The following is a 25,580-nucleotide window of genomic DNA, read 5'->3' on the forward strand; positions in this document are numbered from 1 at the left end:
TCACTCCCGCCGAAGAATGGGACCCCCGAAGTCGTCGTCTTCGACGGCTCGCGAGTTCGTCCGGTTCCGAGTGTTCTGCGGCGGTTGCGGCATTTGCGGCGGTGACGCGGGCTGCCCCGGCGCGGCCAGCGAGCTCGCCGGCGGCGGCGCACTCGGCCCGAGCGGCTCGACGTGCGCGTTGAACGCCTCTCGGAACTGCCCGGCCCGCTCACCCAGCACCGGCTCCACGGTCTGGTTCAGCGCCGCCGCGGCCTGCTGTGTCGCCGAGCGGATGGCGCCGAGGATCTCCTGCTGCAACGCGGTGTGCGAGCGGCGCATGGCCTGCGGGCTCAGCTGCAGTCCGAGCACGGCACCCGACGGGGCGACGGTGACCGTCACCGAGCCGTCGGCGTTGCGGGCGTGCCCGCGCAGGTTCGCGATCTGGTCCTTGAGCTCGGCGGCGCGGGCCGCCTGCTCCTGGAACCGCTGGAGCACGGCGTCGAGCCGCGCTGCCTGGTCCGGCATGGTGGAACCCCCAGAAAGGTGAAAGACCTTCGTCCACCATATGCGACGAAGGTCCCGCCTCGGGAGTTCCCGGTCAGATCGGCAGTTTCCGGAAAATCGGGCGCGGCACGTGCCGCAGCACCGACATGACCAGCCGGAACTGCGCCGGCGCCCACACCAGGTCCTTGCCGGTGCGCGCGGCGGTCACGGCGATGTCGGCCACCTGCTCGGCCGTCTGCGCCAGCGGGGCGTCCTTCAGCCCGGCCGTCATCTTCGTCTTCACGTGCCCTGGGCGGACGACGGTGACCTGCACGCCGTGGTCGGCGAGCGCCTCGCCGAGGCCTAGGTAGAAGCCGTCGAACCCGGCCTTGGTGGAGCCGTAGACGAAGTTCGAGCGCCGCACGCGCTCACCGGCCACCGACGACAGCGCGATGATCGTGCCGTGGCCCTGCGCCTTGAGCTTCTCCGACAGCGCCACACCCACCGACACGGCGGCCGCGTAGTTCACCGTCGCCAGCTCCACGGCCTTGGCGTGGTCCTGCCAGACCTCCTCGGGATCGCCGAGCAGGCCGAACGCGACCACGGCCACGTCGATGTCGCCGCCGGCGAACGCGCGGTCGAGCACGGCCGGGTGCGAAGCCGTGTCCTTCGCGTCGAAGTCCACAGTGGACACCTCGGCGCCGCGGTCCTTCAGGCGCTGCGCCGCGGCGTCGAGCCGGGGCGACGGACGCGCGGCCAGCACGACCCGCAGCGGCTTCTCCGCGAGGTACTTCTCCGCGATGGCCAGCGCGATGTCGGACGTGCCGCCGAGCAGCAGCAGGGACTGGGGGTTGCCAACGGCGTCGATCACAGTGCGAGCCTCCGGCTCATGTCAGAGGCGAAAACGCCTTCGGGGTCAACGGCGGCGCGGACCTTGCGCCACTCTTCGAGCCGCGGGTACATCTTCGCGAACGTCTCCGCCGTGGTCCGCGAGTCCTTCGCGGTGTACAGGCGGCCGCCCGCGGCGAGCACCTCGTCGTCGAGCTCGAGGCAGAACCGGCTCAGGCCGGCCTTGATCGGGAAGTCCACGCTCAGCATCCAGCCGGGCGAGGGCCACGACATCGGCGCCGGGTTGGCGTCGCCCATGCGCTTGAACACGTTGAGGAACGAGTAGTGCCCCGACGTCGCGATCCGGCGGCAGATGGCCTTGAGCTGGTCTTCCGCGCCGAACGGCACCGAGAACTGGTACTGCAGGAAGCCCTTGGAACCGTACGCGCGATTCCACTCCGAGATCATGTCCAGCGGGTGGTAGAACTGCGTCAGGTTCTGGACCTTGCCGCGCACGCCCTTCTTGGGCACGGTCTTCTGCCACAGCTCGTTGATCAGGCCGAAGGTGAGCTTGTTGCCCAGGCCATTGGGGAACACGTCGGGCAGTGTCGCGAGCTTCGGCGCGTCGAACTTCAGCGGCTCGCTGCGCAGCTTCGCGGGCAGCTGGTCCAGCGTGGCGAGCGAGCCGCGCGAGAACGTGGCCCGGCCCAGGCGTGAGTCGGACGAGATCAGGTCCGGGACCGACATCGAGTAGTCGTAGTTGAGGTCCGAACCGTCGGTGAACAGCGCGAGCGTCTCGTCGAGGCTCGACGTGCGGTCGGCGTCCACGTAGAAATACGCCGACTCCGTCTTTTTCATCCGGATCGTGGCGCGCGTGATGATGCCGGTGAGGCCGATGCCGGCCACGGTCGCCCAGAACAGCTCCGCCTCGTCGCCCTCCGGAGTGAGCGTGCGGACCTTGCCGTCGGCCGTGAGCAGATCCATCGACACCACGTGGTTGCCGAAGCTGCCGGCCGAGTGGTGGTTCTTGCCGTGGATGTCGTTGGCGATCGCGCCGCCGATCGTCACCTGGCGCGTGCCCGGCAGCACCGGCACCCACAGGCCGTGGGGGAGCGCCTCGCGCATCAGCTTGTCGAGGCTCACGCCGGCGTCGAGGTCGACCAGCCCGGAGCCGGGGTCGATCGAGTGGATGCGGTCGAGCACGGTCATGTCGACCACGAGCCCGCCGGCGTTCTGCGCCGGGTCGCCGTAGGAGCGGCCGAGGCCGCGCGCGATGACCCCGCGGGGGCCGGCCGACGCGACGGCGGCGGCGATGGTCTCGACATCAGGCGTGCTCAGGACGTCGGCGACGGTCCCGGCGGTGCGGCCCCAGCCGGTGAGCGTGCGTCGCTGTGTGTCGGGTGTCTGGGTCACCCGACCAGCGTATAGCCACGCCGAACACCGCCCGGAACGTGGCGTGCAAGTGACCGCTTCTACACTTTGCGCATCAAGGCACAAGCGTCCGCGCGTCAAAGTCGACACGGACAGGGCTTCCCGAGACGACGACGCATCGAGCCGAGAAGGTATTCCAGTGGTGGCTACTGAACCGCAGAGTGAGACGACGGTGACAACACCGACGGGCCCCGGTCTGCTCGGCCAGCTCATCCGCTTCGGGCTGATCGGCGGGTTCTGCGCGCTGCTGGACCTGGGTACGTACTCGCTGCTCAGGGCCGTCGGCATGGACGCGGTGCCGTGGGTCGACATCGCTCGCGCGATCAGCTTCGTCGTGGGCACGACCACGGCGTTCTTCCTGAATCGCCGGTTCACGTTCGCCGGCGGCCGTCGCGATGGCGGCACGCAGATCGGCAGCTTCATCCTGCTTTACGCCGTCACGTTCCTCGTGGCGGTCGGCGTGAACCAGTGGATGCTGCACCTGCTCCCGGAGTCGACGTGGAAGGCCACGTTCGGCTGGGTCGTGTCACAGGCGACGGCGACCGTGATCAATTTCGTCATGCTCAAGTGGGTCGTGTTTCGTGAGCGGCCGGTAAAGGAGAACTGAGTTCGATGCCCGGTAAAGCAGCCCCGGTCGCGGAGGCGGCCCCCGAAGGCGAGACCCGGTTCGCGGAGCACGCGCCCGAAGGGAGGCTGACGGCCCAGCGCGGGCTGTACGCCGGCCCGGCGCCGATCGTCAGCAAGGACCTCTACGCCGAGCTCGAATGGGGCTCCGCGGTGCGTGACCGCGACGCGCTCACCGTCGAACCGTCGTCGAAGGTCACCGGCAACACCTACTTCGGCCGCTTCCCGGCCAGCTACTGGCAGCGCTGGACCACGGTCACCTCGGTCACCGTGGAAGCCGTGGTCAGCGGCGACGGCCTGCTCTCGGTCGGCGCGTCCGACCTCCAGGGCGACGCCCGCGTGGTCAACGCCGAGCAGGTCTCCGGCGCCAAGGCCCGCAAGGTCACGATGGCCGCGAGCCTCGACAAGTTCTACGACGGCGGCGCGCTGTGGCTCGACCTCGAGACCGAGGGCGGCCAGACGCTGCGCGTCGAGCAGGTCCGCTGGACGGTCGACGCACCGGAGAAGATCCGCCCGACCGCGGTGACCATCTGCACGATGAACCGCGCGGACGACTGCCTCAAGAACCTGCAGGCGCTCGCCGCCGACGTGTCGTCGCTGCACACGCTCGATGCCATCTACGTCGCCGACCAGGGCACCGACCTCGTCGAGTCGCGGGACGGCTTCGAGCAGGTCGCGAAGGACCTCGGCGACAAGCTGCACTACATCAAGCAGCCCAACCTCGGCGGCGCCGGCGGCTTCACCCGCGGCCTATACGAGGTGGCCGGCCACACCGCCACCGAGCACGCCAACGTGCTGTTCATGGACGACGACGTGCTCCTGGAGCCGGACCTCGTCGTGCGCATGACGGCGTTCTCCAACCGCTCGGCCAACCCGATCATCGTCGGCGGCCAGATGCTCAACCTGCTGCACCCGAACCAGCTGCACGTCGGCGCCGAGTACGCGCGCCTGAACACGCTGGAGCCGGGCCAGCCGGTCACGCACTCGCTGTCCACGGCCGACCTGCTGGGCGTCGACGAGGAGACCCTCAAGCCCAACCGCCAGGAGCGCCGCCTCGACGCCGGGTACAACGGCTGGTGGTCGTGCCTGATCCCCTACGAGGTCGTGAAGGCCATCGGTTACCCGATGCCGTTCTTCTTCCAGTGGGACGACGCGGAGTACTCCTACCGCGCCCGCGAGTACGGCTTCCCTACGGTGACCCTGCCGGGCGCCGGCGTGTGGCACGCGGACTTCCACTGGAAGGACTGGGACGAGTGGCACCGGTACTTCAACCTGCGCAACTCGATCATCACCGCCGCGCTGCACTCGCCGTTCAACCTGAACCTGCTTTCGCGCGTGCTGCTCGCGCAGCTGGTGCGCTACCTGCTGGGCATGCAGTACGGCCTGTCGGCCACGCTGATCAAGGCTGTCGAGGACTTCCTCGAGGGGCCGGAGGTCCTGCGTGACGGCGGTGTCGCGGCGATGAAGGAGATCCGCCGGATCCGCGAGGCGTACCCGGAGACCAAGCGCCACAAGGCCACCGACGTCCCGGGCATCGCGTCCAACGACATCGGCATCATCAACAGCGCGCCGCGGCCCAGCATGCAGCGCCTGGTGCTGATCAAGCGCGTGGTCGACCGCGTGCTCGGCCGCAGCCGCTTCGGCCTCGGCGCGGTGCCGATCGACGAGGCGCACTGGTGGCACATCGCGCTGTTCGACACGGCCGTGGTCACGGACGCTTCGCAGGAAGGCGTGCGCGTGCGCACGTACGACAAGGTGAAGATGTTCGACCTCGCCCGCCGTGGCGCTCGCGTGATCCAGCGGCTGCGCAAGGAAGGCGCGGGCGTGCAGGAGCAGTACAAGCGCGCGATGCCGGAGCTGACGTCGCGGGAGAACTGGAAGCGGCTGTACGAGCTCTGATTCTTTTCACGACGAAGGCCACCACTGATCTGTGGTGGCCTTCGTCGTATCTGGCGTTTCGTCGAAGTTAGGTTACCCTAATTTCTGTGTCGAACCTCGTCGCCCGAGCGCGGGCCCTCGCCGATGACGTGCTGTTCCCCGCCGCCGCACAGGTCGACCTGCGTGGCGAGGTGCCGCGGTCGCACTTCGACGCGCTGGCCGAGGCCGGGCTCTACGGCCTCGCCGCACCCCCCGAGGTCGGCGGCCCCGGCGCGGGCCTGGCCGAGCTCGTCGCCGTGATCGAGACGCTGGCCGGCGGGTGCCTGAGCACCACGTTCACCTGGGTCCAGCACCACGGCCTCGTCGCCGCCCTGTCCGGTTCGGCCAACGAGGCACTGCGGTCGCAGTACCTCGCCGACCTGGTCAAGGGCACCGTCCGGGCGGGCGTCGCGTACGCCGGCGTGATCCCGACGCCGCCGCGAACCCGGGCCCGGCGGGTCAGCGACGGCTTCCGCTTCGACGGGGAGGCCCCGTTCGTGAGCGGGTGGGGCGGGATCGATCTGCTGATGCTCTCGGGCCGGACCCCCGAGGACACGGTCGTCACGACCGTGGTGGCGCCGGTGGCGGGCCACGGACTTCACGCCAGTCCGCTGCGCCTGATTGCCGCACAAGGGACCTCGACCGTCCGAATCGGACTGGACGACTACTACGTACCCGCCGAACGCGTGCTCGCCGAGGTCTCGCACGCCGACTTCGTCGCGGGGAACACCTTCGCGTCGCGGCTCAACGGCTGCGCCCCGCTCGGCCTGTCCGAACGCTGTGCCCGCCTGCTCTCCGACCTGGGCCGGACCGAGACGGCGGCCGCCCTGCGCGCCGACCAGTCGCAGATCCGCATCCGCCTGGACTCAGGCCTCACCGACCCCGCCTCGCTCCCCGCCGCCCGCGCAGCCGGCGCCGAGCTGGCCTACCGCAGCGCGGGCGCCCTCGTGGCCGCCACGGGCAGCCGCTCCGTGCTCACCGGCGAGCACGCGGGCCGGCTGGTGCGCGAGGCCACGTTCCTCCTGGTGGCCGCCAGCCGCCCGGAAATCCGCGACGGCCTGCTGGCCCTGGCCCGGCGCTAGCCCTGGTCCCAGGTGACCGGCAGCCGCTGCACGCCGTAGATGTTCTGGTGCCCTGGCCGCAGCCGCACGTCCTCGGGTGCGACGGCCAGCCGCAGCGACGGGAAGCGCCTGGCCAGCGCCGGCAATGCGACGCGGAGCTCGACGCGGGCCAGCTGCTGGCCGAGGCACTGGTGGATGCCGTGGCCGAACGTCAGGTGCCCGGGGCCGCCCCGGCTGAGGTCGAGCGTGTCGGGGTCGGCGAACCGCTGCGGGTCGCGGTTGCCGGCCTGCACGGACAGCGTGACCGACTCGCCCGCCTTGATCAGCTGCCCGTCGAGCTCGACGTCCTCCAGCGCCGCCCGCACGCCGGTGTGCGTGATGCTCAGGTACCGCAGCAGCTCCTCGACGGCCTTGTCGGCGAGGTCCGGGTCGGCGCGCAGCGCGGCGAGCTGCTCGGGGTGCTGGAGCAGGGCGAAGGTGCCCAGCGCCAGCATGTTCGCGGTCGTGTCGAGGCCGGCGCCCAGCAGGAAGGTGGCGAGGCCGGCCAGCTCCTCGTCGGTGAGGTCGCTGGTGGTCAGCTCGCTGAGGATGTCGTCGGTCGGCTCGGCGCGTTTGGCCGGGACCAGCCGGGCGACGTACTCCTGCAGCTTGCCGTACGCGGCGAAGCGTTCTTCGGGAGCGGCGTCCACATCGGACACCGCGGCGGCGTGGCCCTGGAACGACTCGCGGTCGGCGTAGGGCACCCCCAGCAGCTCGCAGATCATCACAGCGGGCACAGGGTGGGCGAAGGCCTGGACCAGGTCCACCACGGGCCCCTGCCGGGCCATCGCGTCCAGGTGCTCGGCGGTGACCTGCTCGACGCGTTCGGTCAGCTGCCGCATCCGCCGGACGGTGAACCGGCCGGTCAGGAGCTTGCGGTAGCGGGAGTGCTCCGGGTCGTCGACGCCGGTCAGGTCGCCGGGCGTCGCGGGTGGCACCTCGATGCCCTCCAGACCGGGCATCGGGTAGTGCGCCAGTTCGTAGCGGGAGCTGAAGCGCTGGTCGGCCAGCACCGCACGGACCTGCGCGTAGCCGGTGACGAGCCAGCCCTCGTGGCCGTCGGGGTAGGTCAGGCGGACCACCGGGTGCCGCTCGCGGATCGGGCCCAGCTCCGCGGGCGGGTCGAAGGGACAGCCGGCGGGACGGTCGGTCGGCAGTTCGGACAGGTGCGTCATCTCGGGTCCCTTCCGGCTCAGTGGGCGTATTCGCGGTTGAACAACCTCTTCGACCACAAGTAACCGCCCAGCGCGATCACCGCGCACCACCCCAGTGCGAACCACGCGTTGTCGCCGACCGGCTTGTCCATCAGCAGGCCGCGCAGGGTCTCGATGATCGGCGTGAACGGCTGGTACTCGGCGAACCAGCGCAGGCCGGCGGGCATGGAGTCGGTGGGGACGAAGCCGCTTCCGAGGAAGGGCAGCAGGATCAGCGGCATCGGCAGGTTGCTGGCCGTCTCGACGCTCTTGCTGACCTGGCCGAGCGCGACCGAGAGCCACACGAGCGCAAACGTCACCACCAGCAGGAATCCGCCCGTCGCCAGCCAGCCGCCGAGGCCGGCGGTGGGGCGGAAGCCGACGAGTAAGGCCACGCCGATCACGATGGCGAGGGTGAACGCCGCCTGGATCACGCTGCCGAGCACGTGTCCGGTCAGCACCGAGACGCGGGCGATGTGCATGGTCCGGAACCGGGCGATCACGCCCTCGGTCATGTCCATCGCGACCGAGATCGCCGTGCCCTGGACGGTGGCCGTCACGGTCATCAGGATGATCGCCGGCGCCACGTAGTTCACGTAGGTCTCGCGGCCGCCGCCGATTCCGGCGCCCATGGTGCCGCCGAAGACGTAGACGAACAGCAGCAGGAAGACCACGGGCATCCCGACGAGCATCAGCGTCATCGACGGGTAGCGCAGCATGTGCTTGAGGTTGCGGCGCAGCATCGTCGCCGAGTCGCGCAGCGGCTGGAACTTCAGGCCGGGGGCCGTGAGGGTAGTCATCGGGTCGTCACCTTCTCGTTCGCGGGGTTGCCGGTGAGGGCGAGGAAAACGTCGTCGAGATCGGGGGTGTGCACGGACAGCTCGTCGACCTCGATGGCCTGGTCGTCGAGCCGGCCGATGAGGGCCTTGAGCGAGCGCAGGCTGCCGTCGCTGGGCACGCGCAGGGTGAGCGAGTCGTTGTCGCGCGACGCGTCGTCGAGCGTGATCACGGCCGCGTCGAGGCCGCGCGGGTCGGCGAAGCGCAGCCGGACGTGCCCGCCGGGGATGCGGCGCTTGAGCTCGTCCGCGGTGCCCTCGGCGACGATCCGGCCATGGTCGAGCACCGCGATGCGGTCGGCCAGCTCGTCGGCCTCGTCGAGGTACTGCGTCGTCAGGAAGATCGTGACGCCGTCCGCCACCAAGCCGCGGACGATCTGCCACATGTTGCGACGGCTGCGCGGGTCCAGACCGGTGGTCGGCTCGTCCAGGAAGATCAGCCGCGGGCTGCCGACCAGCGTCATCGCCAGGTCGAGCCGCCGCCGCATGCCGCCGGAGTACGTCGACGCCGGCTTCTTGCCCGCCTCGGTGAGGTCGAACTGCTCCAGCAGCTGCGCGGTGCGGCGGCGCCGGTCGGCCCGGCCGAGGTGGTTGAGATCCGCCATCAGCAGCAGGTTCTCCTCACCCGTGAGCAGGTTGTCCACGGCGGAGAACTGGCCGGTGACGCCGATCGCGGCGCGCACCGCGTCGGGTTCGCGGACGAGGTCGTGCCCGGCCACCCGCACGTCGCCGGCGTCGGCGTTGATCAGCGTGGACAGGATCTTCACGGCGGTGGTCTTGCCGGCGCCGTTCGCGCCGAGCAACGAGAACACGGTGCCTTCCGGAACAGTGAGGTCGAGGCCGTCGAGCACGACGTGGTCGCCGTAGGACTTGCGCAGCCCCGTGGCGGAGATGGCGTGGTTGCTGGTCATGGTTTCCCCTTCGCTGGAAAGAAAAAGTCAGGCGCGGCGGATGATCACGTCGCCGTAGGAGGTGCGGCCGCGCACCTCGACGGTCTCGTCGGCTTCCTCGGGGCGGGTGGCGTTTTCCATCAGGTTGCGCACGTGGCCGAAGCCGGTCGTCACGGAAAGCCAGGCCGCGGTGCCCTCGGCGACCCCGATTTCCAGGTCCCCCATGGAGGTTTCGAGCGTCACGGCGCCGCGCACGATCTCGCCGAGGCGGATGAGGCCGGCCGACGTCTTCGCGTCGACGCCGGCGCCCGCGCGCTCGACGGTGATGTCGCCGTTGGCCGAGCGCACCCGCGCGTCGCCGCCGACGGAGCCGATCGTGGTCTCGCCGTTGGAGTTCTTGACCACCGCGGTGCCGTCGATCGCGCCGATCCGGATCTTGCCGGTGCCGCTGGAGATCTCGGCGTTGCCCGCCACGCCGTCGACGGTGACGTGACCGGCCGAAGTGGACAGGTGCAGCGGGCCGGTGCGGTCGATCCGGGCGTTGCCGGCCGAGGTCTTGAACCGGCTCTCGCCGAGGACGCCGGCGGTGCGGAAGTCGCCCGCCTGCAGTTCGGCGTTCACCGCGGACCCGGTGGGCAGCTCGATGGTCACGTCGACCGCGCGGGTCTTGCGGGAGAAGTCGAACGTGCGCTTCGAGCCGGTGACCGTGAGCGTGCCGTTGCTGTAGTCGACGCGGACCTGCTGCGCGGCCTTCACGTCGGACTCGTCGTTCTCGTCGCTCGGGCGGACGTGGACGACGGTGTCGAGCCGGTCGCTCGCGGAGATCTGCACGTCGCCGACGCTGAGGTCGACGGTGACGGAGATCGGGTCGGGGGTTTCGAATTTGGGCATGGCTGTCTCCAGAACTTGTGTCGGTGAACCGTCCCCGCAGGTCAGGGACGTGAGGTGAAGTGGTGCGGAAAGGTGTTAGCGGACCCAGCCGGTGAAGCTCTGCTTCGTCCGCTTGCCGCTGCTCGGCGGCTCGACGCGCTGGTCGCGGTCGGTGCGCTGCAAGGCCGTGGCGGCCGCCCGGACGAGCCAGGCGTTGACGGAGCGCCCCTCCTTGCCCGCGGCCTCCTCGACGGCGGCCTTGAGCTGTTCGGGCAGGCGCACGTTGATGCGTGCAGCCGGACCGTCTTCGGAGATGAGCAGTTCGCTCTCCCCAGTGGCGGCCGCGGTCGTGTCTTCGGCCGCGAGCTCGAGCGGCTCGGCCGGCGGCGTGGTCACGACGAACTGCGGATCGCGGCCACGCAGGCGCAGCTCCACGGATCCCGGAGCCAGGTCGCGAGTGATCTCGTCGGCGGCGGCCGACAGCGCGTCCAGCAGCGTCATCCGGATCGCCGACTCGAGCGACCCGGTCAGCCGCTCGACCAGCTCACGCGATTCCTCGCCGCCGGCTTCGGCCAGCGTGGCGAACTCTCGCCCGAGGTTGCTGACGTACGTGGTCAAGTCCATGGCACAACTATGGCACTCGGGTGGCACCACCGCAATGCCAAAGTGGCTCAGATTTGTGCCAAGGGTGGCACTCAAGCGCGCTCACGTGGAAAAAGCACAGGTCAGGGCCGTTTCGACCCTGACCTGGATGTGTCACCTCCCCCAGAACGGCGGGCTAGACCGAGAGCCCGAACTTCCCCTTCCGGCTCAGATCGTCGACGTACGCGGCGGCCACATGGACGAAGTTCACCGACACGGTGTTGCCGTCGCGCGTCCGCACGGAGTGGACCCCGCCGTGCTTGAGCAGGTCGGGGATCTTCTCCTCCACGCCGGCGGATTCGTCGGTGGTGATGGGGAAGATCAGCGGTTCGCCACCGGAGGAGAGGTGCAGGACGAGCGCGGGTTTCGGATCAGCCATGACTCCATGCCACCAGCGCGCGATCACCGGCGGCAAGCGGGTTCGCGCACAGCAGAGCACTTCACCGGTCCGGGTGCGGCGCCCGCGCGGCGTCGGCTAGCGTTTCGTGGCGGAAACCCGACCTAGGGACGGACGATGCCGTACTCGTTCACGTTGTCACCCGCGGCGGTGGACCTGCTGCTGGAGCGGCAGGGTCTCGGCCGCACGCCGGCCCCGTTTTCGGTGGCGCACATCGGCATCACCGGCCAGGAACGCGCGGGCGTGCGCGACGCCGTGCTGCGCGACCTCGACAACCGGGGGCTGGTGCACCGCGGTTACCTCGACGACGACCTGGAGCTGGCGCTCACCACGTTCGCCCGCGGCCGGCTCGCCGTCACCGCGACGGCGCAGCTCGACGGTCGGCAACAGGGCGCGGGGCAGCTCTTCGCCCGCGTCGCGTCCACCGGCGACCAGGCCGTGCTGGTGAAGCAGGACGACGGCATGTTCGTCTTCGAGCAGATCCGCCCGACCGGTCTCGTGCCGGCGCTGGTCGACCTTCTGCCGCCCGGCGCCGCCGCGCCCGGCCAGTCCGTGACGATCACGCGCCCGGCGAAGCAGCCCCGTCGCGACGGGTACGACCCGTTCGCCGCGTCGAGCGCCCCGCGAAACCCGCAGCTCAGGTCCGTCGAGCGGATCTTCGAGAAGCCCCGGCTTCGGGTCGGGCAGTTCACGATCGGCGCGCAGCCGCCGCTCGTCTGGTTCGACACGGAGCTGGGCCGCTACCTGCTCAGCACCCGCGTCGCCGACGACGGGCAGCGCTGGCTCACCTACGCGCCCGCCGACAACAACCGCCTCGCCCAGCAGCTGTTCACGCAGCTGGAGGCGTATTCCGCAAACGCCTGACCGCGGCCGTTGTCGTCAGTAGACTTCGGGTCATGACCTTGGTGGAGCCGGGACAGGTCGCCGGCCTGGACCCGAAGGCCGTCGCTGCTGCCGCGGCCGAGACGACGAAACTCGTGAACGCCGCGAAGTCGGGCAGCTTCAGCATCTCCGGTGAAGCGCTCGAGGGGCTGCGCCAGGCGCTGTCCGACATGGTGACGCGCGTGGACCGGCTGACCGGTTCCACGGCCGCGCTGGACCAGGCCCCGCAGCTCGGGAGCCACCCGTACGGGCACGCGGTCGCGGCCCACGACCTCAAGGCCGCTTCGCAGGACACCGGGTCCGTCCGGTCGGTCCTGGGGCAGTTCCGTGACGTGCTGACGCAGGCCGACGAGGCCCTCGCCCGTGCCGGCGGCGTCTACCGCACCGGTGAGGACAGCGCCGTCGACGCGCACGCCGCCCACAAGACGGGGGACCTCGCATGACCGCGCCGCAGCCGGGGCTCGAGCCGTCCGATGCCGACTACCTCGGCCACACCCACGAGCAGCTCCAGCAGTTCGTGACCATGAACCTCGACCCGAAGCAGGTCGCCGACGTCTCCGCGGCTTACACCGAGGTCACCAAGGCTTTCGACGACTTCGCGACGCAGCTGACCGAGGCCGTGAACAAGTCCAAGGGCTCGTGGGAGGGCACCGCGGCCGAGAGCGCGCAGGCCTACTTCGCCACGCTCGGCTCGTGGGCCGACGCCACGGCGCAGAACGCGAAGCTCGCCGCGCAGACCGTCGACGACCAGGGCACGGCCGCGCAGCACGCGCGCAACGCGATGACCGAGCCGATCCCGTTCGACTGGACCGACGAGATGGCGCACTGGACCTCGGCCGGGCCTTTCGACCTCGGCGACACCGTCGACCAGTCACTGAAGAAGCAGCAGGCCAGCCAGTCGGCGCACGAGCAGGCCGCGCAGACGATGTCGGACTACGACCACTCGCTGTACGCGGCCGCGTCGAAGCAGCCGGTGTTCGCGGACCCGCCGAAGTTCGGCGCGGGCAGCGTGTCCACGGCTTCGGCCGTCCTCCCCGCCGCGACCTCCACGGACCACCACGGCGGCGGTGGCTCCGACTCCGGCGGCCAGGTTTCGGCGGCGCCGAGCCAGATCACGGGCTCCGGCCACATGCCGCCCGCCCCCAACACGGCCACCACGGCGTCGAGCTTCGAGCCCGCGGCGGGCCAGCAGCAGGCCGGTGCCGCGGGCGCTTCGGGCGCCGGCGGCATGCCCATGGGTGCGATGCCGATGGGCGGCGGTATGGGTGCCGCCGGCGGCGGCTTCGGCGCCGACGAGGAGTACCAGTCCAAGTTCAGCCGTGGCGGCAGCTTCGGCCCGGGAGAAGGCGCCGCACCGGCTGCCGCGGGTGGCCTCAGCGGCGCGCCCGCACGGGCCGGCATGGGCATGGGGATGGGCGGCGGGGCCGCTCGCTACGAAGAGGACGAAGCGGACGGCTCGCGCTTCTTCTCCCATGTGGACGAAGACGACGAGTACGGCGCCGACCTTCGTGCCGCTCCGCCCGTGATCGGGGAGTAGACCTACGAAAAACGGGCCCTCGAACTGGTCGAGGGCCCGTTTTCGTGAGTTCGTCAGTACCGGTAGAACTTCTCCGCCCGGCCCTGGCGCACCAGCTTCAGCCACTGCAGGAACGCCTTCGGGTCGCGCTTCACGCCCACGAAGTACAAGCCGAAGCGGATCACTTCCAGGGCACCGATCTTGCGCATGCCCGGCTGCGAGAGCAGGTAACCACGGTTGCGGTAGGTGTAGTAGCGCTTGACCTCGTTCTCCGGGTCCTGCGCGTGGAACTTCCCGCCCAGCATGGGCTTGAACTCGTCCGAGCCGTCGGGGTGCAGGTAGGTCGTGCGCAGCGACGTGCCGAACGGCAGGCCCGAGCGCACGAGCCGGCGGTGCAGCTCCACCTCGTCGCCGCGGAAGAACAGGCGCAGGTCCGGCACGCCTGTGACGTCCAAAGTGGACGAACGGAACAACGCGCCGTTCATGAGCGACGCGATGCCCGGCAGGAAGTCCGTGCCCAGCTCCGCAGACGAGCGCTTCCACGTCAGTCCGCGCCGCAACGGGAACGCGAGCTTGGCCGGCGCGTTGATGTTCGCCACCACCGGCGAGATCTCCGCGAGGCCGCGCTTTTCGGCTTCCTCCAACAGGATCTGCAGCACGTGCTCGTCGGCGGGACGGCCGTCGTCGTCGGCGAGCCAGACCCACTCGGCGCCGAGGGCGAGCGCGTGGAGCATGCCGAGCGCGAACCCGCCGGCGCCACCGAGGTTCCGGTGCGACGGCAGGTACGTGTACGGCAGCGGGTACGCCTCGACGACGTCCCGCGCCGACTGGTCCGGGCCGTTGTCGACCACCACGAGGTGGTCGACCGGCCGCGTCTGCGCGGCGATGATCTTCAGCGAGTCCGCGAGCAGCTCACGACGGTGGCGCGTCACCACCACGCCGACGACGGCGCCCTCGGGCAGCTGCTGGGTCTCGCTGGTCATCATTCCCCGCCGTTCTTCGTGCCCACGGGCTCGATGCCGAGCCGCTCCAGGCCTTCCTGGCTCATGTTCTCGAACGGGTCGCGGCCCTTGTAGCCGGTGAGGACCTCGCGCAGCGAACCCTGCTGCTTGAGGTGGCCCTCGTCCATCCAGATCGCGGAGTCGCACAGCTCGAAGAGGAACTCGTCGGAGTGGCTCGCGAAAACCAGGATGCCGGAGCGCTTCACCAGGTCCTTGAGGCGGTCGCGGGCCTTGTTGAGGAACGCCGCGTCGACCGCGCCGATGCCCTCGTCGAGGATCAGGATCTCGGGGTCGATCGAGGTGACGACACCCAGCGCCAGCCGCACGCGCATACCCGTCGAGTACGTGCGCAGCGGCATCTGCAGGTAGTCGCCGAGCTCGGTGAACTCCGCGATGTCGTCGACCCGCTTCTCCATCTCCTTGGCGGTCATGCCGAGGAAGAGGCCGCGGATGATGATGTTTTCCTCGCCGGAGATCTCCGGGTCCATGCCGATGCCGAGGTCGAAGACCGGGGCGATCTTGCCGGCGATCCGGGCTGAGCCGCGGGTGGGCTCGTAGATGCCCGCCAGAAGGCGCAGCAGCGTGGACTTGCCGGCGCCGTTGTGGCCGACCAGGCCCACGCGGTCGCCTTCGCGCAGCTGCAGCGTCACGTCGTGCAGCGCCTCGATGATCGGCACCTTCTGCTCGGTGCCGATCCTGCCGCCGACCTTGCCGAGCACGCGCTTCTTCATCGACCGCGTCTTGGCGTCGAAGATCGGGAAGTCGACGAACGCGTTGTGGACGTCAATGCTGACCATGTGTCACACCCAATACGAGACGCGAGAGCGGTAGTTGCGCATGACCACGAGCGCGAGTCCCCAGCCGACGATCGTGATGGCACCCACCACGACCCAGCTGGTCCATCCCACGGTCTGCCCGATCAGCGGCGCGCGCACCACCTGCATGTAGTGGTAGAGCGGGTTGGCCTTGATGAACGGCAGCGCCCAGGAAACGCTGTCGCGCGAGCCGCCCGCGAGGAGCTGGTCGACCGGCCAGACGATCGGCGTGCCGTAGAACAGCAGCTGGATCAGGGAGTTGATCACCTGCGGGATGTCGCGGAAACGCGTCGAGATGATGCCCAGCAGCAGCGCGGCCCAGCACGCGGTGAGCCCGAGCAGCACGAAGCCCGGGATGGCGAGGAAGATGTTCCAGCTCAGGCCGGGGTGGCAGTACAGATCCGGCGCGCACGCTCCCTCGGGGTAGCCCGGCTCGGTACCCAGTGAGTACGGCTGGTTCAGCGCACCGAAGAAGATGATCAGCAGTACGACGTACACGACCATGTTGTGCGCGAGCATCAGGGTCTGGCGCCAGACGGTGCGGAGCACGTAGACGCTCAGCGGCGCGGGGAGCTGCTTGATCATCCCCTCGTTCGCGATGAACGTCTCCATGCCTTCACTCAGGCAGCCCTGGATGAAGCCCCAGATGATGAAACCCGTCGACAGGTACGGCAGGAACACCTGGATCGGCGTGTTGAACAGCTGCGAATACAGCAAGCCCAGCCCGAGCGCGATCACGCCCTGGCTGATCGTGATCCAGAACGGACCGATCACGGACCTGCGGTACCGCTGCTTGATGTCCTGCCAGCCAAGGTGGGTCCACAGCTCGCGGGCTGCGAGACCCTCCTTGATGTCGGTGATCGCCCTGGAGAACGTCTTGCGGTCCGACGCAGGGGGCATCGGCATCGAGACCTCGGGTTCGGCTACGTGAACCGTGCTGGTGGCATGCACGTGGACGAGGGTACCGATCGGAGGTCTCGTCCTCGGGACGCCCCGGCCCACGCGGGCGCCCGACCTGTCGATGCCGCACCGGACACACGGTGTGTCCTGGTAGTTTCTTGCCCCATGACTGCTGCTCTCGGTGCGGCGAGCTTGATGGTCGATCTCCTCGCGGCGTACGCCGATCGTCCCGACCCCAAATCGGTCGCGGTCGTCGGCAACCAGCCATTGGGCCCGGACCCGGCTCGGGCCAAGGCCGTGGACGACTGCGATCTCGTGATCCGCGTCAACGGTTTCGTCGTCGACGAGCCGGAAGGTCCGGACGTGACCGGGCGCAAGGTCCACGCGGTGGTCTTCAACCGCGCCGTGCGGGCCACTCGCCACGTTTTCCGTGACTACCGCAGCAGGCTGTACCTGCTGGTGGAGCCGGGCCGGCTGCACTGGGAACCGGAGGCACTGCCGGGCTGGTGGCCCGCCGACCTGGGGTTCGTGCCGGTGCCCAACCGCGAGGTCGTGCTGCCGCTGTCCGACGCGCTCGGCCTGCCGACGCGCACGGAGTCGACGTGGTCGACCACCGGCACGCTCGCGGCGTGGATCGCGCGCACGTCGTTCCCGGACGCGCAGCTGGTCCTCACCGGGTTCTCGTTCATCGACAACCCGAACCAGACTTCGTGGGAGCACGCCGCCGGCGATTCCTGCATCGTGGGTCCCGAGCACCAGATCGCCGCCGAGGGCAGGCTGCTGGACTCGTGGACCCGGACCGGCGACACCATTCTGCTGCGCTGACCCAGTTTTCCGAATCCCGAAGGAACCGTCCCCATGGCAGTCCAGAAAATCCGTTCCGGCCTGTTCAACCGGATCGCCCGGCTCATCGACTTCCGCATCGAAGAGCGCATGCGTGACACGGTCCGCGACCTGAACCACCGCGTGAACGACCTCGAGCACGCCACCGCCGACCACCGGCGCCGGCTCGACGCGGCGGAGTCCGGTCTCGAACACGCCCGTGGCGACCTGCTCTGGACGCGCGCCGAGCTCGACCGGATCATCCCGCACATCGCCGCGCAGGAGGCGCAGCTGGAGACGCTGCGGGAGTCGATGGTGCTCACCCCGCGCGCCGACAGTGCTGAAATCGCCGAGTCGCGGTCGCTGATCGAGGAGATCCAGCGCCAGCACGCGCAGATCCGCGTGCGGCTCGCCGGCATCGCGCGGTACGAGGACCGGCTGCGCCGCCTCGAGGACGACCGCCTGGCGCCGTCGGCCCAGTGAGCCCGCTCGCGGCTCGCGAGGCCACCGAGGCCGACGCCGAGCTGCTGCTGGCCTGGCGCAACGACCCGCGCACGCGGGAGGCGTCGCGGTCCAGCGGCGTGATCGCGCTCGCCGACCACCTGCGGTGGCTGCGTGGCGTGCTTGCTTCGCCGGACCGGCTGCTGCTGGTCGTTTCCGACGCCGACGGGCCTGTGGGCACGGTGCGGTTCGACCGGGAACGGCCGGGGGAGTGGGAAGTCAGCATCACGCTCGCTCCGGCGAGCCGTGGTCGGGGACTTTCCCGCGCGGTGCTCACCCTCGGCGAACGAGTGCTCATCGAGCGTGAGGACGTGCGCGTGATCCTCGCGGCCGTGCACCAGGACAACGCGGCTTCGGCGGCGTTGTTCGAGCGCGCCGGATACGTCGAGTCGGCGCCCGCCGAGGACGGCTTCCGGTGGCTGCGCAAGACTCGGGGGTGACCCGCACGCGCACCACCGGGAGGACGCCACCCATGTCCGAAGTCCGCATCGGCGCCCACACGCTCGGCCCGGACCGGCCGCCGTTCGTCATCGCCGAGATGTCCGGCAACCACAACGGCGACCTCGACCGCGCGCTCGCGATCGTCGACGCGATCGCCGACACCGGCGCGCAGGCGGTGAAGCTCCAGACCTACCGCCCCGACACGATCACGATCGACGTCGACGGCCCCGCCTTCCGCATCGGCGACGGACATTCCTTGTGGGGCGGGGAAAATCTGTACAAGCTGTACGAAAAGGCCCACACCCCGTGGGAATGGCACGAACCCATTTTCGAGCGCGCCCGCTCGCGCGGGCTGGAGGCGTTCTCCAGCCCGTTCGACCCGACGGCGGTCGAGCTGCTGGAGTCGCTGGACGTGCCGGCGTACAAGATCGCGTCTTCGGAGATCGTCGACCTGCCGCTGATCGATCTGTGCGCCCGCACCGGCAAGCCGCTCGTCATCTCGACCGGCATGGCGAGCATCGCGGAGATCGACGCGGCCGTGCAGACCGCTCGCGCCGCCGGCAACGACCAGCTCATCGTGCTCGGCTGCACCGCCAGCTACCCGGCCTCGCCGTCCGAAAGCAACCTGCGCGGCCTGCCGGTGCTCGCCGGCGTCACGGGCACGCTCGTCGGCCTGTCCGACCACACGCCGGGCATCGGCGCGCCGCTGGCCGCCGTCGCGCTGGGCGCCGTGGCGATCGAGAAGCACGTGACGCTCGCCCGCGCCGACGGTGGCGTGGACTCGGAGTTCTCGCTGGAGCCGGCCGAGCTGGCCGCGCTCGTCGTGGAGAGCCACCGCGCGTGGGAAGCCCTCGGCCGCCCGGTGATCGGCCCGCGCGAGAGCGAGAAGGAAGGCCTCCGCCTGCGCCGCTCCCTGTACGTCGTGGCGGACGTCCGCGCGGGCGACGAGGTGACGCCGGCGAACGTCCGGTCCATCCGCCCCGCCGGCGGCCTGGCACCGGCGGAGATCGCGAACGTCCTGGGCCGCACCTTCCGCGTGGACGCGGCAAAAGGCACCGCTTTGACCTGGGACCTGATCTAGTCTCGGCCGCATGGCCCGAGCCAAGTCCCGCACAGCACTGCTGACCACCCTCGGCGTCCTCGGGGCGATCCCCGTCGCCAGCGGCCTGACGGCCATCCTGGGCGGTCCTTCCCGCGCCCCGGGCGGTGCACCTGCCGCGCCGAGCGTCGACAGCGAATACCGCTTCGTCAACACGTTCTGGACCGCGGCGGGCCTCGCGCTCTGGTGGTCGCTGCGCCACCCGGAAAAACGCGCGGCGACCACCCGGGTTGTCCTCGGCACCGCCGCCGTCGGCGGGGTACCGCGGCTTATCTCGGCCCGGCGCGTGGGTGCGCCGCACCCGGTGTTCCGGGCCGCGATCGTGCTGGAGCTGGTCGTGGTGCCGCTGGTGATGGTGTGGCACGCGGTGGTGATGCGCGGTGCGGCTCAGACCCCGAAGAAGCTCCGCACCCCGTCCACAACCCGGTCCACATCCGCGTCCGTCAGGGACGGGAAGAGTGGCAGCGACAGCTCCTGCTCGTAGTACGCCTCGGCGTTCGGGCACAGGCCGCGGCGGTAGCCGAGGTCCTCGAAGACCGGGTGCCAGTAGGCGGGGATGTAGTTGACCTGCACGCCGATGCCGACTCCGCGCAGGTGGTCGAACAGCGCGCGCCGGCGGCCGTCGAGGACGCGCAGCGGGTAGAGGTGCCAGACGGGGTCGGCGCCGGGGCGTGCGGGCGGGGTGAGGACGCCGTCGACGTCGGCCAGGGCCGCGTTGTAGCGCGCGTGGATTTCGGCGCGGCGCTTCTTGAACTCGGCCAAGCGCGTGAGCTGGCTGCTGCCCAGGGCGCACAGCACGTCGGGCAGGCGGTAGTTCAGGCCGAACTCGTGCACCTCCTGGTGCCAGCCGCCTTCGTCCGGGTAGCGCTGCTTCGTCTTGTCGCGCACCAGGCCGTGGTTGCGGAAGGCTTGGGCGCGGCCCAGCAGCTCCGGCGAAGCGGTGACGACGGCGCCGCCCTCGGCCGTGGTGAGGTTCTTGGTGGGGAAGAACGAGAACGTGGTCAGGTCGGCGAGCGAGCCGACCGGGCGGCCCTGCCAGCTGCCGCCCACGGAGTGCGCCGCGTCTTCCAGCAGGAGTGCGCCCGCGTTGTGCGCGACCTCGGCCAGCGCGTCGAGCTCGGCGGGGTGGCCGGCGTAGTCGACGGCTGCCACGACCTTCGTGCGGCTGGTCACCGCAGCGGCGGCCGCGGCGACGGAAAGGTTTCCGGTGTCGTGCTCGACGTCGGCGAAGACCACCTTCGCGCCGTGCAGTGCGGCGGTGGCGGCGGTGGCCACGAACGTCATCGGCGAGGCCACGACCTCGTCGCCCGGCCCGACGGCAGCCGCCGCGTACGCGACGTGCAGCGCGGCCGTCCCCGAGGTCACCGCGACGGCCGGGACGCCGCCCGTGTGCAGGGCCAGGTCGGCCTCGAACCGCGCGACGGCGGGACCGGTCGTGAGCCAGTCTCCGCGCAGGACCTCGGTGACGGCGGCGATGTCGTCGTCGGTGACGGACTGGCGGCCGTAGGGAAGAAAGTCAGGCATACTGCTCGACCAGCTTGCGAAGTTCGTCCGCTTCGAGCCACAGGTCGTTGGTGTCCGAGCGGTACGCGAACCCTTCGGGCATCGGCTTGCCGTCGGCGGGCGCCTCGTAGCCCCAGCCCGCCAGGTGCGGCTGCACGACGTACCGATCGGGCAGCTGCACGGTCCGGCGCGCGTCGTCGGGGGCGATCATCTCCTCGTGCAGCTTCTCGCCCGGCCGCACGCCCACCTCGTGCATCGGCGAACCCGGCGCGATGGCCTGCGCGAGGTCGACGAGCCGCATGCTCGGGATCCGCGGCACGTACAGCTCACCGCCGTGCATCTGGTCGAACGAGTCCACCACGAACTGCACGGCCTGCGGCAGCGTGATCCAGAACCGCGTCATGTCCTTGTGCGTGATCGGCAGCGACTCGCCCTGCTCGGCGAGCTTGCGGAAGAACGGGATCACGCTGCCGCGCGAGCCCATCACGTTGCCGTAGCGCACCACGGAGAACCGCGTGACGTGCGCGGCCGCGTAGTGGTTGCCGCTGATGAACATCCGGTCGGCGCACAGCTTCGTGGCGCCGTAGAGGTTGATCGGGCTCGACGCCTTGTCGGTCGAGAGCGCCACGACCTTCTTCACGCCGGTGTCGATGGCGGCCTCGATGACGTTCTGCGAGCCCATCACATTGGTCTGGACGAACTCGAACGGGTTGTACTCACCGGTGTCCACCTGCTTGAGCGCCGCGGCGTGCACGACGTAGTCGACGCCGTGCATGGCGCGCTCGAGCCGGCGGCGGTCGCGGACGTCACCGATGAACCAGCGCAGCCGCGGGTCGTCGTTGAACAGCTGCCGGGCTTCGTACTGCTTGAGCTCATCGCGGGAGAGCACGACCAGCCGGCTGGGGTTCAGCTCGGCGAGGGCGTGGGTGATGAACGCCTTGCCGAACGAGCCGGTCCCGCCGGTGAGCAGGATGCTGGAACCATCCAGCTCGGACATCGACGACCTCCGCGGTTGGGGTTCTTGGTTCTGGCGCGTTGCCGCAGGCCATCATGTCACCCATGCGTGAAGGCCTCGGCGTCAACGCCGTGATCCAGGCCCGGTCCTCCTCGACGCGCCTGCCGGGCAAGGTGCTCCGTCCCCTGGCCGGGCGCAGTGTCCTCGGCTGGGTCGTCCGTGCGGCGGCCGCCGCTCCCGGTGTGGACCAGGTGGTGGTCGCCACCTCGGACGCGCCCGACGACGACGCCGTCGCCGAAGAGGCCGCACGGTGTGGCGCCCTGGTCGCGCGCGGCCCGCTCGACGACGTCGTGGCGCGCTTCGGCGTGGCCCTGGCCGCCTACCCGGCCGACGCCGTGATCCGGCTCACCGCCGACTGCCCGCTGCTCGACCCCGCGTTGATCGGCCGGCTGGCGGCGGTGTGGCGCGCGGAGCCGTCGCTGGACTACGTCAGCACCACCCTCGTGCGGACGCTGCCGCGCGGCTTCGACGCGGAGCTGGTGCGGGCTGCGGTGCTCGCAGAGCAGGTGGAGACTGCCGAGGGCCCCGACCGCGAGCACGTGACGTCGGCGATCTACCGGCAGTCCTCGCGGTACTCCTGCACGGGCGTCGTGGTGAGCCCGGCCGCCGACGACCTGCGTGTCACCCTCGACACCCCGGAGGACTGGGACCTGCTCGAGGCCGTGGTTTCGGTTCTGGGTGATGAGCCGGCGTCCTGGCGTTCGGTGGTTTCGCTGCTGCGTTCCCGGCCGGACCTGGTGGCGTTGAACGCGCACGTCGAGCAGAAGAAGCTCGGCCAGTGAAGCTCCTGCTCCGCGCCGACGCGTCCCCGGTGATCGGCGCGGGCCATATCGCGCGCGTCGTGGCCTACGCCGAGCGCGCCGTCGCCCGCGGCTGGGACGTCTCGTTCGCGGGCGCCACGGACAACGCCGAATGGCTGGCCTCCCGCTTCGCCGCGCTTTCGGTGCCGTTTTTGCCGGTTTCCGACTGGGCTTCCCTGGCCGCCGGCTTCGACGCGGTCCTCGTGGACCACTACTCGCTGGGCGACGTGCGCGGCGAGGTCAACGCCGCGGGCGCTCTGCTCGTGTCCCTTGAGGACGACACTTTCGGCCGCCGGCCCGCGGATGTCGTGGTGGACGCCGGGTTTTCGCCCGCGCCTCGCCCGGCGGATGGTTCCGGCGTGCTGCTTCGGGGCGTCGAATACACGGCGCTGCGCTCGGGGGTCTTGGCGGCTCGGGCACGACGCTCCGCTGTTTCTTCCGCGCCTTTGCACGTCACGGTCGTATTGGGCGGCGGCGCCGAATGGTCAGGCACGGTCAGCGTGCTGCTCCGCGCCCTCGCCGCCACGGGCCAGCCCTTCGCCGCCGACGCCCTCGTCCGCGGCGAGCCGGTGTTGCCGGTTTTGTCGGCAGGCCAGTCCCTCCGGGTCACCGCGCCGCACCCGGGCCTGCTCGACCTCCTGGCCACCACCGACGTCGCCGTCAGCGCCACCGGCGTCACCTTCCTGGAACTCTGCTGCCTCGGCATCCCGACGGCGGCGGTGCAGCTGGTGGACAACCAGGCCCCGGGCTACCGGGCTGCCGTGGATCTGGGCCTGGCCGTGGGGTTGGGCGAGGCGGGCTCGTTGGAGGATCGGCTGCCGGAGGTGGTTTCCGCGCTGGGTTCCCTGTTGACGGACGCCGGTTTGCGGTCCTCTTTGTCCTCCGCTGCGGGGTCTACTGTGGACGGACTCGGCGCGGACCGGGTCCTCGACGTCATCGCCTCGCTGTGATCGGAACGAACGTTGATCCCGAGGAACGGCGGTTGGTGGCGGAGGCGCTCGACGACCTTGTCGGCTGAGGTCCTCCCGGGTCCGCGATTCGGTGATTGAGGGCGGGATCTGTCCTCAAGGGGTTCTAGCGTTTTCCGCATGAACCTCACCCCCTTCCGAGTTCATGTCCCGCAAGCCGACCTCGACGACCTGCGCGAACGGCTCGCCCGGACGCGCTGGCCGGACCAGCCCGAGGGCGTCGGGTGGGAGCTGGGGATTCCGGTGGACGAGGTGAAGGACCTGGCGGAGCACTGGCGCCTGCGGTTCGACTGGCGGGCGGCCGAGGAGCGGATCAACGCGTTTCCGCAGTTCACCACCACCATCGATGGCGAGAACGTGCACTTCCTCCACGTCCGGTCGCCCGAGGAGGGGGCCACGCCGCTGCTGTTGACGCACGGCTGGCCCGGGTCGATCGTGGAGTTCCTGGACGTGATCGGACCGCTCGCCGACCCGCGCGCGTACGGCGGGGACCCGCGCGAAGCGTTCCACGTGGTCGTCCCGTCGATCCCCGGCTTCGGCTTCTCCGGCCCGACGCGCGACCGCGCCTGGGGCCCGGCCCGCGGCGCGCGGGCGTGGGCTTCGCTGATGACCACCCTCGGCTACGACCGCTTCGGCACCCACGGCGGCGACTGGGGCGCCCTGATCTCCCGCGAGCTCGGCGTGCAGTTCCCTTCGCGCGTGCTCGGCGTCCACGTCACGATGCTGCCCACCGCCGTCGCCCGCTCGGAGTCGGACCTGGCGGGCTTGACCGGCGCCGACCTTTCGCTGGGCGAACGGTCGTTGGCGAAGTCCCGCGCTTTCCAGCACACCGGAACCGGCTACGCGATCATCCAGTCCACCAAGCCGCAAACGCTTGCGTACGGCCTCACCGACTCGCCCGCCGGCCAACTCGCGTGGATCGCGGAAAAGTTCCGCTCCTTCTCCAACGCCCCGCACGACCTCATCGACCGCGACGACCTCCTCACCGACGTCGCGATCTACCGGTTCACCGGCACGGCCAACTCGTCCGCCCGCATCTACGCCGCCCTCGAAGGCCCCTGGGGCGCGCCCCTCCCCACCTCCACCGTCCCCACCGGCGTCGCCGTGTTCCCCGACGACATCGGCCTGCCCCTACGCCCCCTCGCCGAACGCACCGACCGCATCGTCCACTGGTCAGCGTTTCCGGCCGGCGGCCACTTCCCGGCCCTCGAACAACCGGACGCCCTGATCGGCGACATCCGGAAGTTCTTCGGGAGCCTCTGAGCTTGGGGTGCGGACGGTCCCTTCGCGCTCGACCCGCCGCCGCGAGGGGACCTTTCGCGCCAGGGCCGCGCCGCGAGGGGTCGTTTCGCGCCGGACCCGCACCGCGAGGGGACCTTTCGCGCCCACGCGATGGAACGGCGGGACCGCTCACGCCCACCGGCACGACCGGTCCCCTCGCACTCGGCTGGCCCGCACGAGAGGACCGTTCGCCTTCATCCGGCGGCGCGAAGGGACGTTTCGTGATCGCGCGGTGGCGCGGCGGGAGCACTCGCACATCTGGCGGCGCGAAGGGACGGTTCACACCAGGGTTGTGGCGGTGAGGGGACCTTTCGCGCCAGCGGCCGGGTACGGAAGGGCCGCTCGTGTTGGGAAAGCGGCACGAGGGGACTGTTCGTACCTATTCGGCGGCGCGAGGGGACTGTTCGCACCTACTTGATGGCGCGAAGGGACGGTTCGCGCTCGGGTTCCGGTGCGGCGGGACCGTTCGCGCGGCGGCGCCGGGTCGAGCGGACCGTTCGCGGTCGCCCGCGCGGTGTGAGGGGGCCGGTCGTGCTCCGGCGGCGGCGCGAGGGGACCCTTCGCGACCACACCGTGGCACGGCGGGACGGTTCGTGCTGGCCGGCGTGACCGATCCCCTCGCGTTCGATCGGTGGCGGACGGACCGGCCGCACTCATTCAGCGGCGCGAGGGTGCGGTTCGCGCTCGATTGCCGGCGCGGCGGGACGGTTCGCGTTCAGCCGGCGGCGCGCTGTGACCTGTCGCGTTCAGCTGGTGGCGCGCTGGGACCGTTCGCGCTGGAGTGCCGGTTCGAGCGGGCCCTTCGCGGCCGACCCGCGCGGCGCGTGGGGACCGGTCGCGCGGCAA

The 25,580-nt window shown here is 70.5% G+C and carries 28 protein-coding genes; 14 read left to right on the forward strand and 14 right to left on the reverse strand.

Features of this window, described 5'->3' with window-relative positions; all coding sequences use genetic code 11:
- The 3 genes from ACQPXB_RS01250 to ACQPXB_RS01260 all read right to left on the reverse strand — a co-directional run bounded on the left by ACQPXB_RS01250 (window position 1) and on the right by ACQPXB_RS01260 (window position 2,703).
- Window positions 1-504, reverse strand: coding sequence for a YbaB/EbfC family nucleoid-associated protein (locus ACQPXB_RS01250; RefSeq protein WP_432849160.1), 504 nt, complete (start codon window positions 502-504; stop codon window positions 1-3).
- Between the two features lie 73 nt (window positions 505-577).
- A complete protein-coding gene (locus ACQPXB_RS01255; RefSeq protein ID WP_432849161.1) occupies window positions 578-1,333 on the reverse strand; it encodes a decaprenylphospho-beta-D-erythro-pentofuranosid-2-ulose 2-reductase in 756 nt (251 codons plus the stop codon).
- The gene (locus ACQPXB_RS01260) at window positions 1,330-2,703 is read right to left on the reverse strand and encodes an FAD-binding oxidoreductase (RefSeq protein WP_366577227.1); all 1,374 of its coding nucleotides are present in this window, start codon (window positions 2,701-2,703) and stop codon (window positions 1,330-1,332) included. The genes ACQPXB_RS01255 and ACQPXB_RS01260 overlap by 4 nt, the downstream gene beginning before the upstream one ends.
- Window positions 2,704-2,860: 157 nt before the next feature.
- On the opposite strand from ACQPXB_RS01260, the gene ACQPXB_RS01265 reads away from it, so the two are divergent.
- The 3 genes from ACQPXB_RS01265 to ACQPXB_RS01275 all read left to right on the forward strand — a co-directional run bounded on the left by ACQPXB_RS01265 (window position 2,861) and on the right by ACQPXB_RS01275 (window position 6,344).
- Window positions 2,861-3,328 (forward strand): GtrA family protein, encoded by a 468-nt coding sequence (locus tag ACQPXB_RS01265; protein WP_366577229.1) that lies wholly within the window; start codon window positions 2,861-2,863, stop codon window positions 3,326-3,328.
- Window positions 3,329-3,333: 5 nt separating this feature from the next.
- Window positions 3,334-5,244: a glycosyltransferase gene (locus ACQPXB_RS01270; protein ID WP_366577231.1), complete on the forward strand. Its 1,911-nt coding sequence runs from the start codon at window positions 3,334-3,336 to the stop codon at window positions 5,242-5,244.
- Window positions 5,245-5,330: 86 nt separating this feature from the next.
- Window positions 5,331-6,344, forward strand: coding sequence for an acyl-CoA dehydrogenase family protein (locus ACQPXB_RS01275; protein ID WP_432849162.1), 1,014 nt, complete (start codon window positions 5,331-5,333; stop codon window positions 6,342-6,344).
- Here the strand turns inward: ACQPXB_RS01275 and ACQPXB_RS01280 are convergent.
- The 6 genes from ACQPXB_RS01280 to ACQPXB_RS01305 form a co-directional block, all read right to left on the reverse strand.
- Complete coding sequence (locus ACQPXB_RS01280) at window positions 6,341-7,537, reverse strand: cytochrome P450 (protein ID WP_432849163.1); 1,197 nt, start codon at window positions 7,535-7,537, stop codon at window positions 6,341-6,343. The two genes, ACQPXB_RS01275 and ACQPXB_RS01280, sit on opposite strands and share 4 nt — an antisense overlap.
- Window positions 7,538-7,554: 17 nt before the next feature.
- The gene (locus ACQPXB_RS01285) at window positions 7,555-8,355 is read right to left on the reverse strand and encodes an ABC transporter permease (protein WP_386943581.1); all 801 of its coding nucleotides are present in this window, start codon (window positions 8,353-8,355) and stop codon (window positions 7,555-7,557) included.
- Window positions 8,352-9,302, reverse strand: a complete 951-nt coding sequence (locus ACQPXB_RS01290) for an ATP-binding cassette domain-containing protein (RefSeq protein WP_366577239.1) — start codon at window positions 9,300-9,302, stop codon at window positions 8,352-8,354. The genes ACQPXB_RS01285 and ACQPXB_RS01290 overlap by 4 nt, the downstream gene beginning before the upstream one ends.
- A 27-nt stretch (window positions 9,303-9,329) precedes the next feature.
- Window positions 9,330-10,172, reverse strand: a complete 843-nt coding sequence (locus ACQPXB_RS01295) for a DUF4097 family beta strand repeat-containing protein (protein ID WP_432849164.1) — start codon at window positions 10,170-10,172, stop codon at window positions 9,330-9,332.
- Between the two features lie 75 nt (window positions 10,173-10,247).
- The gene (locus tag ACQPXB_RS01300) at window positions 10,248-10,775 is read right to left on the reverse strand and encodes a ribbon-helix-helix protein, CopG family (RefSeq protein WP_366577244.1); all 528 of its coding nucleotides are present in this window, start codon (window positions 10,773-10,775) and stop codon (window positions 10,248-10,250) included.
- Between the two features lie 154 nt (window positions 10,776-10,929).
- Window positions 10,930-11,172, reverse strand: a complete 243-nt coding sequence (locus ACQPXB_RS01305) for a hypothetical protein (RefSeq protein WP_366577246.1) — start codon at window positions 11,170-11,172, stop codon at window positions 10,930-10,932.
- 135 nt (window positions 11,173-11,307) lie between these two features.
- On the opposite strand from ACQPXB_RS01305, the gene ACQPXB_RS01310 reads away from it, so the two are divergent.
- The 3 genes from ACQPXB_RS01310 to ACQPXB_RS01320 are packed head-to-tail and all read left to right on the forward strand — an operon-like array spanning window position 11,308 to window position 13,609.
- Window positions 11,308-12,054 carry an ESX secretion-associated protein EspG gene (locus ACQPXB_RS01310; protein ID WP_366577248.1) on the forward strand — a complete coding sequence of 249 codons (747 nt, stop codon included), beginning with the start codon at window positions 11,308-11,310 and terminating at the stop codon, window positions 12,052-12,054.
- A 32-nt stretch (window positions 12,055-12,086) separates the two neighbouring features.
- A complete protein-coding gene (locus ACQPXB_RS01315) occupies window positions 12,087-12,515 on the forward strand; it encodes a hypothetical protein (protein WP_366577250.1) in 429 nt (142 codons plus the stop codon).
- Window positions 12,512-13,609, forward strand: coding sequence for a hypothetical protein (locus ACQPXB_RS01320; protein ID WP_366577252.1), 1,098 nt, complete (start codon window positions 12,512-12,514; stop codon window positions 13,607-13,609). Before ACQPXB_RS01315 ends, ACQPXB_RS01320 begins: the two co-directional genes overlap by 4 nt.
- A 53-nt stretch (window positions 13,610-13,662) precedes the next feature.
- Here ACQPXB_RS01320 and glfT1 read toward each other — a convergent pair whose 3' ends face one another.
- The 3 genes from glfT1 to wzm are packed head-to-tail and all read right to left on the reverse strand — an operon-like array spanning window position 13,663 to window position 16,355.
- A complete protein-coding gene (gene glfT1, locus ACQPXB_RS01325) occupies window positions 13,663-14,571 on the reverse strand; it encodes a galactofuranosyltransferase GlfT1 (RefSeq protein ID WP_366577254.1) in 909 nt (302 codons plus the stop codon).
- A complete protein-coding gene (wzt, locus tag ACQPXB_RS01330; RefSeq protein ID WP_366577256.1) occupies window positions 14,571-15,386 on the reverse strand; it encodes a galactan export ABC transporter ATP-binding subunit Wzt/RfbE in 816 nt (271 codons plus the stop codon). The genes glfT1 and wzt overlap by 1 nt, the downstream gene beginning before the upstream one ends.
- 3 nt (window positions 15,387-15,389) lie before the next feature.
- On the reverse strand, window positions 15,390-16,355 hold the full coding sequence (gene wzm, locus ACQPXB_RS01335) for a galactan export ABC transporter permease subunit Wzm/RfbD (RefSeq protein ID WP_366577258.1): 966 nt from the start codon (window positions 16,353-16,355) through the stop codon (window positions 15,390-15,392).
- A gap of 144 nt (window positions 16,356-16,499) precedes the next feature.
- On the opposite strand from wzm, the gene ACQPXB_RS01340 reads away from it, so the two are divergent.
- Genes ACQPXB_RS01340 through ACQPXB_RS01360 form a run of 5 tightly spaced genes read left to right on the forward strand, consistent with a single transcriptional unit; the run spans window position 16,500 to window position 19,651 of the window.
- Entirely contained in the window at window positions 16,500-17,129 is a 630-nt protein-coding gene (locus ACQPXB_RS01340) for a hypothetical protein (protein WP_432857217.1), read from the forward strand.
- A gap of 33 nt (window positions 17,130-17,162) precedes the next feature.
- Window positions 17,163-17,609, forward strand: a complete 447-nt coding sequence (locus ACQPXB_RS01345) for a hypothetical protein (protein WP_432849165.1) — start codon at window positions 17,163-17,165, stop codon at window positions 17,607-17,609.
- Window positions 17,606-18,067: a GNAT family N-acetyltransferase gene (locus ACQPXB_RS01350; protein ID WP_432849166.1), complete on the forward strand. Its 462-nt coding sequence runs from the start codon at window positions 17,606-17,608 to the stop codon at window positions 18,065-18,067. Before ACQPXB_RS01345 ends, ACQPXB_RS01350 begins: the two co-directional genes overlap by 4 nt.
- 32 nt (window positions 18,068-18,099) lie before the next feature.
- The gene (pseI, locus tag ACQPXB_RS01355) at window positions 18,100-19,149 is read left to right on the forward strand and encodes a pseudaminic acid synthase (RefSeq protein WP_432849167.1); all 1,050 of its coding nucleotides are present in this window, start codon (window positions 18,100-18,102) and stop codon (window positions 19,147-19,149) included.
- 10 nt (window positions 19,150-19,159) lie between these two features.
- Window positions 19,160-19,651: a DUF4345 domain-containing protein gene (locus tag ACQPXB_RS01360; RefSeq protein ID WP_432849168.1), complete on the forward strand. Its 492-nt coding sequence runs from the start codon at window positions 19,160-19,162 to the stop codon at window positions 19,649-19,651.
- Here the strand turns inward: ACQPXB_RS01360 and ACQPXB_RS01365 are convergent.
- Both ACQPXB_RS01365 and pseB read right to left on the reverse strand, forming a co-directional pair.
- Window positions 19,555-20,691 (reverse strand): DegT/DnrJ/EryC1/StrS family aminotransferase, encoded by a 1,137-nt coding sequence (locus ACQPXB_RS01365; RefSeq protein WP_432849169.1) that lies wholly within the window; start codon window positions 20,689-20,691, stop codon window positions 19,555-19,557. The genes ACQPXB_RS01360 and ACQPXB_RS01365 overlap by 97 nt on opposite strands.
- Window positions 20,684-21,667 (reverse strand): UDP-N-acetylglucosamine 4,6-dehydratase (inverting), encoded by a 984-nt coding sequence (gene pseB, locus ACQPXB_RS01370; RefSeq protein WP_364044034.1) that lies wholly within the window; start codon window positions 21,665-21,667, stop codon window positions 20,684-20,686. The genes ACQPXB_RS01365 and pseB overlap by 8 nt, the downstream gene beginning before the upstream one ends.
- Before the next feature lie 53 nt (window positions 21,668-21,720).
- Between pseB and ACQPXB_RS01375 the strand changes: the two genes are divergently transcribed.
- From ACQPXB_RS01375 to ACQPXB_RS01385, 3 genes are all read left to right on the forward strand, one after another.
- On the forward strand, window positions 21,721-22,467 hold the full coding sequence (locus tag ACQPXB_RS01375) for a cytidylyltransferase domain-containing protein (RefSeq protein ID WP_432849170.1): 747 nt from the start codon (window positions 21,721-21,723) through the stop codon (window positions 22,465-22,467).
- On the forward strand, window positions 22,464-23,435 hold the full coding sequence (locus tag ACQPXB_RS01380; RefSeq protein ID WP_432849171.1) for a spore coat protein: 972 nt from the start codon (window positions 22,464-22,466) through the stop codon (window positions 23,433-23,435). Before ACQPXB_RS01375 ends, ACQPXB_RS01380 begins: the two co-directional genes overlap by 4 nt.
- A 138-nt stretch (window positions 23,436-23,573) precedes the next feature.
- Window positions 23,574-24,716, forward strand: coding sequence for an epoxide hydrolase family protein (locus ACQPXB_RS01385; RefSeq protein ID WP_432849172.1), 1,143 nt, complete (start codon window positions 23,574-23,576; stop codon window positions 24,714-24,716).
- The last annotated feature ends 864 nt before the right edge of the window (window positions 24,717-25,580 follow it).

It is taken from the genome of Amycolatopsis sp. CA-161197 (genome assembly GCF_050942255.1).
GTDB lineage: Bacteria > Actinomycetota > Actinomycetes > Mycobacteriales > Pseudonocardiaceae > Amycolatopsis.

What these genes read in the sequence shown, in the direction of transcription:
- ACQPXB_RS01250 (WP_432849160.1), bottom strand. Translation starts at nt 504, where the DNA reads ATGCCGGACCAGGCAGCGCGGCTCGACGCCGTGCTCCAGCGGTTCCAG.
- ACQPXB_RS01270 (WP_366577231.1), top strand. Translation starts at nt 3,334, where the DNA reads ATGCCCGGTAAAGCAGCCCCGGTCGCGGAGGCGGCCCCCGAAGGCGAG.
- ACQPXB_RS01280 (WP_432849163.1), bottom strand. Translation starts at nt 7,537, where the DNA reads ATGACGCACCTGTCCGAACTGCCGACCGACCGTCCCGCCGGCTGTCCC.
- ACQPXB_RS01285 (WP_386943581.1), bottom strand. Translation starts at nt 8,355, where the DNA reads ATGACTACCCTCACGGCCCCCGGCCTGAAGTTCCAGCCGCTGCGCGAC.
- ACQPXB_RS01290 (WP_366577239.1), bottom strand. Translation starts at nt 9,302, where the DNA reads ATGACCAGCAACCACGCCATCTCCGCCACGGGGCTGCGCAAGTCCTAC.
- ACQPXB_RS01295 (WP_432849164.1), bottom strand. Translation starts at nt 10,172, where the DNA reads ATGCCCAAATTCGAAACCCCCGACCCGATCTCCGTCACCGTCGACCTC.
- ACQPXB_RS01300 (WP_366577244.1), bottom strand. Translation starts at nt 10,775, where the DNA reads ATGGACTTGACCACGTACGTCAGCAACCTCGGGCGAGAGTTCGCCACG.
- ACQPXB_RS01305 (WP_366577246.1), bottom strand. Translation starts at nt 11,172, where the DNA reads ATGGCTGATCCGAAACCCGCGCTCGTCCTGCACCTCTCCTCCGGTGGC.
- ACQPXB_RS01310 (WP_366577248.1), top strand. Translation starts at nt 11,308, where the DNA reads ATGCCGTACTCGTTCACGTTGTCACCCGCGGCGGTGGACCTGCTGCTG.
- ACQPXB_RS01315 (WP_366577250.1), top strand. Translation starts at nt 12,087, where the DNA reads ATGACCTTGGTGGAGCCGGGACAGGTCGCCGGCCTGGACCCGAAGGCC.
- ACQPXB_RS01320 (WP_366577252.1), top strand. Translation starts at nt 12,512, where the DNA reads ATGACCGCGCCGCAGCCGGGGCTCGAGCCGTCCGATGCCGACTACCTC.
- glfT1 (WP_366577254.1), bottom strand. Translation starts at nt 14,571, where the DNA reads ATGACCAGCGAGACCCAGCAGCTGCCCGAGGGCGCCGTCGTCGGCGTG.
- wzt (WP_366577256.1), bottom strand. Translation starts at nt 15,386, where the DNA reads ATGGTCAGCATTGACGTCCACAACGCGTTCGTCGACTTCCCGATCTTC.
- ACQPXB_RS01340 (WP_432857217.1), top strand. Translation starts at nt 16,500, where the DNA reads ATGGTCGATCTCCTCGCGGCGTACGCCGATCGTCCCGACCCCAAATCG.
- ACQPXB_RS01345 (WP_432849165.1), top strand. Translation starts at nt 17,163, where the DNA reads ATGGCAGTCCAGAAAATCCGTTCCGGCCTGTTCAACCGGATCGCCCGG.
- pseI (WP_432849167.1), top strand. Translation starts at nt 18,100, where the DNA reads ATGTCCGAAGTCCGCATCGGCGCCCACACGCTCGGCCCGGACCGGCCG.
- ACQPXB_RS01360 (WP_432849168.1), top strand. Translation starts at nt 19,160, where the DNA reads ATGGCCCGAGCCAAGTCCCGCACAGCACTGCTGACCACCCTCGGCGTC.
- ACQPXB_RS01365 (WP_432849169.1), bottom strand. Translation starts at nt 20,691, where the DNA reads ATGCCTGACTTTCTTCCCTACGGCCGCCAGTCCGTCACCGACGACGAC.
- pseB (WP_364044034.1), bottom strand. Translation starts at nt 21,667, where the DNA reads ATGTCCGAGCTGGATGGTTCCAGCATCCTGCTCACCGGCGGGACCGGC.
- ACQPXB_RS01375 (WP_432849170.1), top strand. Translation starts at nt 21,721, where the DNA reads ATGTCACCCATGCGTGAAGGCCTCGGCGTCAACGCCGTGATCCAGGCC.
- ACQPXB_RS01385 (WP_432849172.1), top strand. Translation starts at nt 23,574, where the DNA reads ATGAACCTCACCCCCTTCCGAGTTCATGTCCCGCAAGCCGACCTCGAC.